Raw genomic sequence first — 10,072 nt, 5'->3', positions numbered from 1 at the left:
CAACAGGGCAGCGCCAGGATGTCAGGTGTCAGGCGATTTCCGCAAAAGTTTCGCGGAAGGCCTGCAGGGTGGCATCGATGTCGGCTTCGCTGTGGGCCAGCGAGGTGAAACCGGCTTCAAAGGCGCTGGGTGCCAGATACACACCGCGTTGGAGCATGGCTCGGTGGAGGCGACCGAAACGCTCGGTATCGGCGGTTTTCGCTTCTTCGAAGTTGCGCACGGGCCCATCACAGAGGAAGAACCCGAACATGGCGCTGACGCTGCCACCGGTGATCGGCAGGCCGGCAGCACCAGCGGCCTCGATGATCCCGCTGATCAGGCGCTCTGTGGTGGCAGCGAGCTTCTCGTAGCTGCCGGGTTGCTTCAACAGCTCGAGGGTCTTGATGCCGGCGGTCATCGCCAGAGGGTTGCCACTGAGGGTGCCCGCCTGATACATCGGGCCTGCGGGAGCCACCATCTCCATGATCTCCCGACGGCCGCCGTAGGCACCGACCGGAAGCCCACCACCGATCACCTTGCCCATGGTCGTGAGGTCGGGTGTGACGCCGAAGTGGGCCTGGGCACCGCCGTAGCTGATGCGGAAGCCGGTCATCACTTCATCGAACACAAGCAGAGCACCGTGCTCCTTGGTGATTTCGCGCAGACCTTCCAGAAATCCGGGCTCCGGCGTGATGAAGCCGGCATTGCCGACGATCGGCTCAAGGATCACGCCGGCAATGGCCTCAGGGTTCTCCGCAAACAGCTGCTTGACCGCTTCCAGGTCGTTGTAAGGGGCGGTGAGGGTGTTGGCTGTCGTGCTGCGCGGCACCCCCGGGGAATCGGGAAGGCCCAGGGTGGCCACACCTGAGCCGGCCTTCACCAGGAACATGTCGGCATGGCCGTGGTAGCAGCCTTCAAACTTGATCACCTTGTCGCGTCCAGTGAAGGCGCGGATCAGCCGCAGCACCGCCATGCAGGCCTCGGTGCCGCTGTTCACGAAGCGCACCATTTCAACGCTGGGTACAGCATCGATCACCCTGGACGCCAGGGTGTTCTCCAGTTCGCAGGGGGCTCCGAAACTGGTGCCCTTCTCGATCGCTTCCTGAAGGGCACTGATCACCTCGGGGTGGGCATGGCCGCAGATGGCTGGCCCCCAACTGCCGATGTAATCGATGTATTTGTTGCCGTCCACGTCCCAGGCGTAGGAGCCCTTCACCCGATCGAACACGATTGGCTGGCCGCCCACCGACTTGAACGCCCGCACCGGAGAGCTCACGCCACCGGGCATCAGGGCCTGGGCGGCGCTGAAGATGGCCTGGGAGCGGGAGGTGTTCAGGGTGGGAGCTGTCACGGGGACGGGAGCCAAAGGGCTGATGCAAACCGTGCGCCATCCTGACCCAAAACGGACAGATGCGTCCGATCTGTGACTGAGACCTGGCTCGGCGGTCGCGCTTCTCCTTAAGTTGAGCCAGACATCGGTGACGTCCTTGCCGCACGACTGGGCTGCCCTGGACCGTGATCTCAGCCGTCGGCTTCCCGCCAATGCTGTGGTTCGACGCCGGCAGGAGCTCCTCGCCTACGACTGCGACGGGCTGACGCTGGATCGCCATGCTCCGCCCCTGGCCGTCTTGCCGCGTACCCGGGAGGAGGTGGCCGAGATCCTGGCCTGCTGCCACCACCACCGCATTCCCTTTGTGGCCCGGGGCAGTGGCACCGGTCTCTCCGGCGGCGCTCTCGTGGAGGAGGAGGCGCTGCTGGTGATCACCAGCCGCATGCGTCGCATTCTTGCGGTGGATCTGGCCAATCAGACGATCACGGTGGAACCGGGCGTGATCAACAGCTGGGTGACCCGGGCGGTGGCCGGCGATGGCTTCTATTACGCGCCCGATCCCTCCAGCCAGGTGGTGTGCAGCATCGGCGGCAACGTGGCGGAGAACTCCGGTGGGGTGCATTGCCTCAAATACGGCGTCACCAGCAATCACGTGCTCGGGCTGGAGGTGGTGCTTCCCGATGGCACGCTCACCCATCTGGGCCATGGCCTGGTGGAGGCGGCGGAGTTGGATTTGCGCGGAGCCTTCATCGGCAGTGAGGGCACGCTTGGGATTGCCACGGCGATCACCCTGCGCCTGTTGCGGGCACCGGAAACGGTGTGTGTGCTGTTGGCGGATTTCTCCACCACCGAGGCGGCCGGGGAAGCGGTGCGGCAGGTGACGGCGACGGGCGTTCTGCCGGCGGGCATGGAGATCATGGATAACTTCATGATTCAGGCCGTCAATGACCTGTTCGGCCATGACGAATACCCCCGCGATGCGGCGGCGGTGCTCCTGATCGAGCTCGATGGTCAGGCTGCCGAGGTGGCCGTGGCGGCGGAGCGAGCCTCCGCGCTCTGCCGTCAGGCGGGGGCCCGTGGCGTGCGTCGGGCTGACGACGCGGCCGATCGCGCCCAGCTGTGGAAGGGGCGTAAATCAGCGTTTGCCGCCGTCGGCCAGATCTCTCCCACCTATTACGTGCAGGATGGTGTCGTGCCTCGCAGCAGCCTGCCCGCCGTGCTGGCGGCGATTGGTGCCCTCAGTCGTGACCATGACCTGCCGGTGGCCAACGTGTTCCACGCGGGCGATGGCAATCTCCATCCGTTGATCCTCTACAAACGCGATGAGCCCGGTGTCAGGGGCCGCGTCAAGGAGCTGGCGGCGGCGATCCTGAGGGCCTGCCTGGATGTTGGAGGCAGCATCACCGGAGAGCATGGCGTCGGCGCCGACAAGCGCTGCTATCTCGATTGGATGTTCAGCCCGGATGATCTGGCAACGATGCGCCGGGTGCGCCTGGCCTTCGATCCCTGTGGGCTGGCCAACCCTGGCAAGATCTTTCCCACCCCCATCAGCTGCGCGGAGTCGGCCCGACGCCGGGTGGAGCTGACGATCACGGATCCGAATCTCGTCGCTTTCTAGAGGTTTCAGGCCTAGAGGTTCCATTCATCGCTGTCGCCGTCCTCCTCTGGAGGCCAGCAGAGATCCGCCACCACCGGGGCATGGTCACTGGGCTGATCCCGCCCCCGCTCCTGTTTGTGGATCAGGCAGCCCCGGGCCCGGGCGAGCAGCTCGTCGCAGAGATAAATATGATCGATGCGCCAGCCCCGGTCGCGATCCCAGGCACCGCTGCGGTAATCCCACCAGCTCCAGTGCCCCGTGTCGGGTTCAAACACCCGGAAGACATCGTGCAGGGTGTCGCCGAGGGCGGCTTTGAGGGCGGCCCGCTCCGGTTCACTCGCCATGATTCCGCCGGTGAGCCGATCCGGGTCGTGCATGTCGCGCGATTCGAGGGCGATGTTGAAGTCGCCGACCACGCAGAGGGGCTCACCCCGTTCCTGCGGCCGCTGGAGATAGCGCTGCAGGCAGGCGAGCCAACGCAGTTTGTAGGGGTATTTCTCCAATTTGAGACTTGATCCATTCGGCACATACAGATTCACCACGCGCACGCCATCGAGCAGCGCGCTGATCACCCGTTTCTGCGTGCCGAGCTCCTCGGCCTCCTCGTCAGCCAGTTCACCGGAGAAGCCGAGGCGCACATCCTCGAGGGGCGTCCGGCTCACCAGGGCGACGCCGTTGTAGGCCTTTTGGCCATGAACGGTCGCCTGCCAGCCGCGGCTTGTGAAGGCCTCCAGCGGGAACTGGGGGTCGGCCACTTTCGTTTCCTGCAGGCAGAGCAGATCGGGCTGGGCTGCGTTCAACCAGTTCAGGACATGGTCGAGGCGGGTGCGCAAGGAATTGACGTTCCAGCTGGCGATCCGCACGGAGGTTCAGATTCAGTGGTTGACCCTTAGCATTTAGCGGCTCCTGAAGCAGAGAACCATGCGCGCCGTTCAGATGCTGCCCAGGACCGGCATGCTCCTGGGACTGGCTGTGACAGGACTGCTTGTTGTCATGGAGGCCGCCCATGCCCAGAGCCCCATGGGTGGTTATCAGACGCCGCAGGAACGGGAGATCTACAACACGGTTCCCGGGCAAAACGACAGCACCAGTCCGCTGGATGCCACCAATCCGATGGATCTGATCAACCGTCTGCGGCGGGCCACCTCCATGAGTGATGCCACCGATCCCGCCGACGCGATCGATGCCGCCCTCAAGGGGTATCAGACGGAGGCGCCTGCCCAGCCTGGTCCGTTGCCCCAGCCTTGAGCGCCTTCAGGTTCGTGGTGCTCCGTGCCGACAGCAGGGCCCAGCGAGCGGCCAGCCCGGCTAAGGGGCGTTGGGAAGCTTGCTCGGGGCTCTGCCGCCGTTGCGCCTGAGCCAGAAGCTCCTGGGCTGCCGCGCCCTGGCCCTGTTCCTGACGGATCAAGGCCAGGGCCAGGAGTGGCCGTGGATCCAAACCATTCTCTTTGGCTAACTGCTGATAGGTCGTGGTGGCGTCCTTCACCTGACCGGATTGGCGCTGCAGATCCGCCAGCAGCAGCCCGAGTTTGAGGCGTTGCCCTGGGGGGCGGGCGTCGAAGCGGCGCTTCACCCGTTCGATCGCCACCTTGCTGCGGCCGCGGTTGAGATCGTTCAAAGACGCCACCTTGAGAACCTCTTCCTGCTCAGGGTGCAGGCGCAGCAGCAGGGCCAGTTCGCGGTCGGCAGCGTTCTGCTGTCCGGAGCGTCGCATCAGCTCACTGAGCAGCAGGCGCCAGCGCCAATCTTTTGGCTGCTGCTTGAGCTGGTCTTGCACCAGTGCGATGCCGTCGCGGCTCCGGCCCAGCGCGATCAGGCGCTCCAGCAAGCGCCGTTCCTCGTCCGGAGGCAGGGCGTTGCGGCGTCGACGTCGCAGCTGCTCCTGCACCTGCTGGTCGAGCTGGGCCCGGGTGGCGGATTGCGCGGATTGCAGGGACGGGGGGTGAACCATCTGGAGGAGCAACCAGCCACCGCCAGCGGCGATCGCCAGGCCAGCCACCAGCATCCAGCGGCTCCATGCACGCGTCCGCCCACTCCCTCCTGCCACAACGGTTGATTCGCATCGCTGACGCCAACCAGTGTGGGATGGTCACCTCGGCCTGGCTACAGTTGATCCGGGCTTGTGGATGCCCCTTTTCCTGATGCGCGACCATCCGATTCCCCCGGTCACCGAGCCGCTCCAATACCGGGCCATCGGTGTCGTGCGCGGCACCTACAGGCCAGAGGATGCCGACCAGTTCACCCGTGGTGTGCTGGTCGACGCCGAAGGCCAGGAGCTGGAGGCGGTGGTGCTGGGTCGCATGCTCACGCTCATGCGTCGCCATCTCGCCATGGATGCACCCCATCTGTGGGTGGTGTACCCCCGCTGCCGGGATGCGGGCCATCTCCATCTGCAGATCACGGGGATCTGGGAGCCGAGCACTCTGCAGCCAGGGGCTCCAGACGATGCGCTGCCTGAGGGCGATGACTATTTCTCGATTCGCGGCGAGTTGATCTACACCCGCCCGGAGACGGGTGATCTGGTGGTGAAAGTGCGTCAGAAGCCAAGGGCGGATGGCAGTCGCCCCCTGCCGTTCAAGCTGCAGCTCAAAGGGGAGATCCCCCTGGATCAGCTGCGTCATTTCGTCAGCTTCAATGTGCGGCGTCAGGGGCAGGAGCTGCACGTGGAGTCCCATGAGCTGATCGCACCCATGCCCACCCGCGGTGGCAAGGGGAGAGGTGGGGCTCGCAAAGGGGGCGGGCGCAGCAGTCGCCCGCAGGCTCGCGCCTGATGGCCTCATCGCCCGTGTCTGCCACCAGTGCGGGCTTCGCGGTGGCCGGAGCCACCGTCCTGGCCGTGTTCGGTCCTTTGCTTGGTCTGTCGCCAGCCTGGATTGCCCTGGGGCTCGGGGCCGGATTGCTCGGGCTCACCCTGGATGCTTCTCAATGGCAGGGGCTGGGCGGCCACCTTCTGGCGGAAACCCTGCCGGGTGGCCGGGCCCGTCTGCAGCGCATCGCCTGCCACGAAGCGGGGCACCTGCTGGTGGCCCAGGCTGAGGCGATGCCCGTTCGGCGTGTGCTGGTGGGCACGAAGGCCTGCTTGCAGGCCGGGCTGCGCAGCAACGGTGCCACGGAATTCGAGCTTCCTGATTCCGTGCGCCTGTCGCTCGAGGATCTGCGCCGCTGGAGCCGGGTGCTCCAGGCGGGCATGGCGGCGGAGACCCTGGTGTATGGCCAGGCCCGCGGTGGCGCCGATGATCGGGCCCTGCTCGGCCGGCTCTGGGGACTCTCCGGCCATGATGTGCCCACGGCCCAGCGCGAGCAGCGGCGCGCCAGGCGGGAGGTGGATCAGCAGCTGCGGCGGGAGCGCGACCAGCTCGAGCAGTTGCGTGATCAGCTGCTGACGGAGGCGGCCCATGGCTGATCTGCTGGTCGATTGCCCGACCGGCCTGGCTGGAGACATGCTGCTGGCGGCCTGTTTCGACCTGGGTGTGCCCAGGGCGGTGGTGGAGGAGCCCCTGGCTTCGCTGGGCTTGGCGGGGGCGTATCAATTGACGGTGGAGGAGGCCAGCAGTGGCGGCTTGCGTGGTCTGCGCCTGCAGGTGGCGGCCAGCGGCGACCGCCAGCCCCATCGCCGTTGGGGCGACCTGCGCGCCCAGCTCGAGGCGGCCGCCCTGGCGGAACCGTTGCGGCAACGGGTGTTGCGCGTCTTCGCTGCCCTTGCAGCGGCAGAAGCGCGGGTGCATGGCATGCCCGAAGAGGCGGTGCATTTCCATGAAGTGGGTGCGATCGACAGCCTGGTGGACGTGGTGGGGGTCTGCGCGGCCATCACCCATCTGGCTCCGGATCGGTTGCTGTGTCAGCCGCCACCCGCTGGCCGGGGGACGGTGGCCACCGCCCATGGCATGTTGCCGGTGCCTGTTCCCGCCGTCCTGGAGCTCGCCCGTCAGCATCGTCTGCCCTTCCGGGGGGGTGAAGATCAGCCGGAGGGAGAGCTCACCACCCCCACCGGGCTGGCGTTGATGGCGGTTCTTGCCGACAGCTTTGCTCCCTGGCCGTCCTTTGCGGTGGATGGTCTGGGGGTCGGGCTCGGCCACCGGCAGCTGGACCGCCCCAACCTGCTGCGGTTGATCCGCAGTGATCGAGCCGTGCGGCTGGAGCCGCCGCTGCCGCCGTTGATGGATGCAGCGGAGGCTCACTGGCAGGAGTTGGTGCTGCAGGAGGCCTGGCTCGACGATGCCAGCCCTGAAGATGTCGCCGCCCTGGCGGAGTCGCTGCGTCAGGCCGGGGCCCTGGAGGTGACCACCACGCCGGTGCTGATGCAGAAGGGGCGTCAGGGCCTGGCCCTGTCGGCTCTTCTCTGGCCGCAGGATGTGGAGGCCCTGCGGCGGATCTGGCTGGCTCGCAGCCCCACCCTTGGGGTGCGGGAGCGTCGCCAGGGCCGTTGGGTGTTGCCGCGCCGCGTTGGGCATTGCCCTTCCCCCTGGGGCCCGGTGCGCGTCAAGCAGGTGCGGCGCCCGGGGGGGGAGTGCACCGTGAAGGTGGAACACGATGAGTTGCAGCGGCTGAGCCAGGCCGCCGGTCAGGCGATCGATCGGGTGCGCCTGACCGTGCTGGCCGAGGCGTCGCGTTTTGAGGCGACGGAGGCGTGGCGATGGTGAGGTGGAAACCGCGAGATTGGAGGCCGGCGCTTCCGGGCGGGCTGCGCCTGTGGATCACCCTGGCGAGCCTGGCCTTTGTGGCCTGGGCGCTGGCGGGCCATCTCAGCGGTCTTCAACAGCTTTCGCTCGATGGGCGCGGTTGGTGGTGGCTTCTTCTGGGTTTGGGACTGAGCTGGGCCAGCCTGGTGGTCAACGCCCTGGCCTGGCGCGTGCTGATCGCCTGGTTGGGCCATGGCGCCGAGGCTGTGGATCTGGTGGCCTTGCATCTGCGCAGCAACCTCCTCAAATACCTCCCCGGCGGCGTCTGGCATTTCGTCGATCGCCTGCGGGAGCTGCAGCCTCGGATCGGCACGAATCGGGCCCTTGTCTCGGTGCTGCTGGAGCCCCTGCTGATGGTCGTGGCCGCCCTGCTCTGGCTGCCCGCTGGTGGCTGGCAGGCCGGCGTTGCTCTGCTGGCGCCCCTTCCCGCCCTGCTGCTGCTTCCCCGTTGGCGCGAGCCGTTGTTGCAGCGGCTGGAGCGGGGCAAATGGAAGCAGCTTCAGCGCTTTTTCGGTGCCGAAGGCCTGGAGGCTCCCGATCCTGAGCACCTGGGCAGTGGCCGCAGTGGTTACCCCTGGGCGCCCCTGGGCATGGAAATGCTCTTTGTGTGCTGCCGTTTCGCCGGTTTCTGGTGTTGCGTGCAGGCCTTCGGCCTGGGCCTCAGCCATGCGCCCGGCTTCTGGTTGGCCGGCTTTGCCCTCGCCTGGGCCGTTGGTTTGGTGGTGCCCGCCGCGCCCGGAGGCCTCGGCGTGTTTGAGGCGGTGCTGATCCTGCGGCTCGGTGCGCTGGTGCCGGAGGCGCCCCTGCTGGCGGTGGCGCTCACCTACCGGTTGATTGTCACGGGCGCTGATGCCCTTGCGGCCGGTGCCGTGGTGCTGGATCAACGCCAATCCTTAACCGCCCGTTTCCGACAGCCCGGCGGCGTGTGATCAGCATTCGGGGGATCTGTTTCGCACCTTGTGAAGCACAAGCACTCCGTCCAGGCCTACATTGAGGACATCCCGGTCTGGGATGACGGCTCTCCCCTCGCCCATGCACCGCTTTCTGGCATGCAGTGGTTGGTGTGGGCCCTGGCCACCGCCGGCAAATTCTTCGAGGGCATGATCGTGTTCATGCAGGGGGTGGGCCTTCCCCTGATCACCCGCGAGTTCTCCCTCACCGACTTCGACAAGGGACTGGTGACCGCGGCCACCCTGGCCGGCATCCTTTTCGGTGCCCTTTTCCTCGGCGGTCTGGCCGATCGGCTCGGACGCAAACCGGTGTTCATCGGTGAGATGGTGCTGCTGTTGGTGGCTCTGCTGGTGGCGGCAGCCGCTCCCTCCAAGGGGGTCTTGATCCTGAGCCTGTTCGTGATCGGTCTGGCGCTGGGGGCCGACTACCCCACGGCCCATTTGGTGATCTCCGAGAGCATCCCGGCCGCGATCCGCGGCCGGCTGGTGTTGGGTGCTTTCAGCTTCCAGGCGATCGGTGCCGTGCTCGGCACGGCGATTGCTTCGGTGGTGCTGAGCAGCATGGCCTCCTCGCCGCAGGCCCTCGATGCCTGGCGGATTTTCTTCCTGGTGCCGGTGGTGCCGGTGGCGGCCGTGATCTGGGGAAGGCTCTTCCTGCCGGAGAGCAGTCATTGGCTGGTGAGTCGCGGTCTGCCGGAGAAGGCGGAGAAGCAGCTACGCAAACTGCTCAATCGCCAGAACCTCACCCTTGCTGGAGTGGATCGTCTGGAGGAAATCGACGCTGAGCAGCGCAGCAACGACTGGTCGAAGCTGTTTCGTGGCAAATATCTCCGCTCCACGATCCTCACCTCGGTGCCCTGGTTCCTGCAGGATCTCTCCACCTACGGGATCGGCATCTTCACCCCGGTGATCATCGCCACCGCCTTCGGTGCCCAGAGCCATGAGCAGACGGTGTCGGCTCTCATCCACAACGACATGATCGGGGCCCGGGGCACGGCGTTGATTGATGTGGGCTTCCTGGTGGGCATCGCCGTGGCGATCCTGCTGGCTGATCGCTGGGGCCGCATCCCGCTGCAGGTGACGGGGTTCATCGGTTGTGCGGCCGGACTCTTCATCGCCGGCCTCGGTGGCAGCGGCTCCAGCATCAGCCTGCCGCTGGTGGTTGCAGGCTTCCTGCTGTTCCAGTTCATGACCAACTTCGGCCCCAACGCCACCACCTATCTGTTGGCGGGCGAGGTGTTCCCCACCAAGATCCGTGGCCTCGGCGCTGGTTTCGCTGCGGCCAGTGGCAAGGTGGGTGCCGTCTTGACCGCCTTCTTCTTCCCCACTCTGCTGCAGGTGTGGGGCACGGAGAAGTTGTTGATGGTGCTGGTGGTGACATCCCTGCTGGGTGCCGTGGTCACCTGGATCTACCGGATCGAGCCCAAGGGCCGCGACATGGAGAGCATCTGAATTCAGCACCGGTCTTCAACCGCAGGAGTGGCTCTCCAGCTGGAACGTGCAGTGACGGTCCAGCGAAAGGCGTGACTGGCGTGGT

At 66.3% G+C, this 10,072-nt stretch carries 10 protein-coding genes; 7 read left to right on the top strand and 3 right to left on the bottom strand.

The features are described from left to right. Positions 1-28: 28 nt before the first annotated feature. Positions 29-1,330: a glutamate-1-semialdehyde 2,1-aminomutase gene (hemL, locus tag SynRS9909_RS10245; protein ID WP_007101812.1), complete on the bottom strand. Its 1,302-nt coding sequence runs from the start codon at positions 1,328-1,330 to the stop codon at positions 29-31. A 136-nt stretch (positions 1,331-1,466) separates the two neighbouring features. Between hemL and SynRS9909_RS10240 the strand changes: the two genes are divergently transcribed. Next, a complete protein-coding gene (locus tag SynRS9909_RS10240; RefSeq protein WP_007101813.1) occupies positions 1,467-2,927 on the top strand; it encodes an FAD-linked oxidase C-terminal domain-containing protein in 1,461 nt (486 codons plus the stop codon). Between the two features lie 11 nt (positions 2,928-2,938). Here SynRS9909_RS10240 and xth read toward each other — a convergent pair whose 3' ends face one another. Then, on the bottom strand, positions 2,939-3,769 hold the full coding sequence (gene xth / locus SynRS9909_RS10235) for an exodeoxyribonuclease III (RefSeq protein ID WP_007101814.1): 831 nt from the start codon (positions 3,767-3,769) through the stop codon (positions 2,939-2,941). 58 nt (positions 3,770-3,827) lie between these two features. On the opposite strand from xth, the gene SynRS9909_RS10230 reads away from it, so the two are divergent. Then, positions 3,828-4,154, top strand: a complete 327-nt coding sequence (locus SynRS9909_RS10230) for a hypothetical protein (protein WP_007101815.1) — start codon at positions 3,828-3,830, stop codon at positions 4,152-4,154. Here the strand turns inward: SynRS9909_RS10230 and SynRS9909_RS10225 are convergent. Then, positions 4,099-4,911, bottom strand: a complete 813-nt coding sequence (locus tag SynRS9909_RS10225) for a hypothetical protein (RefSeq protein ID WP_007101816.1) — start codon at positions 4,909-4,911, stop codon at positions 4,099-4,101. The two genes, SynRS9909_RS10230 and SynRS9909_RS10225, sit on opposite strands and share 56 nt — an antisense overlap. A 136-nt stretch (positions 4,912-5,047) precedes the next feature. Here SynRS9909_RS10225 and SynRS9909_RS10220 point away from each other — a divergent pair, with 136 nt between their 5' ends. Genes SynRS9909_RS10220 through SynRS9909_RS10200 form a run of 5 tightly spaced genes read left to right on the top strand, consistent with a single transcriptional unit; the run spans position 5,048 to position 9,987 of the window. Beyond that, positions 5,048-5,677: a hypothetical protein gene (locus tag SynRS9909_RS10220; RefSeq protein WP_038001889.1), complete on the top strand. Its 630-nt coding sequence runs from the start codon at positions 5,048-5,050 to the stop codon at positions 5,675-5,677. Further along, complete coding sequence (locus SynRS9909_RS10215) at positions 5,677-6,309, top strand: hypothetical protein (protein WP_007101818.1); 633 nt, start codon at positions 5,677-5,679, stop codon at positions 6,307-6,309. Before SynRS9909_RS10220 ends, SynRS9909_RS10215 begins: the two co-directional genes overlap by 1 nt. Beyond that, positions 6,302-7,546, top strand: a complete 1,245-nt coding sequence (locus tag SynRS9909_RS10210) for a LarC family nickel insertion protein (RefSeq protein ID WP_007101819.1) — start codon at positions 6,302-6,304, stop codon at positions 7,544-7,546. The genes SynRS9909_RS10215 and SynRS9909_RS10210 overlap by 8 nt, the downstream gene beginning before the upstream one ends. Next, positions 7,540-8,514, top strand: coding sequence for a lysylphosphatidylglycerol synthase domain-containing protein (locus SynRS9909_RS10205; protein ID WP_007101820.1), 975 nt, complete (start codon positions 7,540-7,542; stop codon positions 8,512-8,514). Before SynRS9909_RS10210 ends, SynRS9909_RS10205 begins: the two co-directional genes overlap by 7 nt. Before the next feature lie 30 nt (positions 8,515-8,544). Next, entirely contained in the window at positions 8,545-9,987 is a 1,443-nt protein-coding gene (locus SynRS9909_RS10200) for an MFS transporter (protein ID WP_007101821.1), read from the top strand. Positions 9,988-10,072: the final 85 nt, after the last annotated feature.

Origin of the sequence: Synechococcus sp. RS9909 (assembly GCF_014279595.1) — a bacterium.
GTDB lineage: Bacteria > Cyanobacteriota > Cyanobacteriia > PCC-6307 > Cyanobiaceae > Synechococcus_C.
This window is presented reverse-complemented; position numbering and strand designations above follow the sequence as displayed.

Excerpts from the sequence above, each read along its gene's own strand:
- SynRS9909_RS10225 (WP_007101816.1), bottom strand. The coding sequence starts at position 4,911 with ATGCTGGTGGCTGGCCTGGCGATCGCCGCTGGCGGTGGCTGGTTGCTC.
- SynRS9909_RS10230 (WP_007101815.1), top strand. The coding sequence starts at position 3,828 with ATGCGCGCCGTTCAGATGCTGCCCAGGACCGGCATGCTCCTGGGACTG.
- SynRS9909_RS10205 (WP_007101820.1), top strand. The coding sequence starts at position 7,540 with ATGGTGAGGTGGAAACCGCGAGATTGGAGGCCGGCGCTTCCGGGCGGG.
- SynRS9909_RS10215 (WP_007101818.1), top strand. The coding sequence starts at position 5,677 with ATGGCCTCATCGCCCGTGTCTGCCACCAGTGCGGGCTTCGCGGTGGCC.
- SynRS9909_RS10210 (WP_007101819.1), top strand. The coding sequence starts at position 6,302 with ATGGCTGATCTGCTGGTCGATTGCCCGACCGGCCTGGCTGGAGACATG.
- SynRS9909_RS10220 (WP_038001889.1), top strand. The coding sequence starts at position 5,048 with ATGCGCGACCATCCGATTCCCCCGGTCACCGAGCCGCTCCAATACCGG.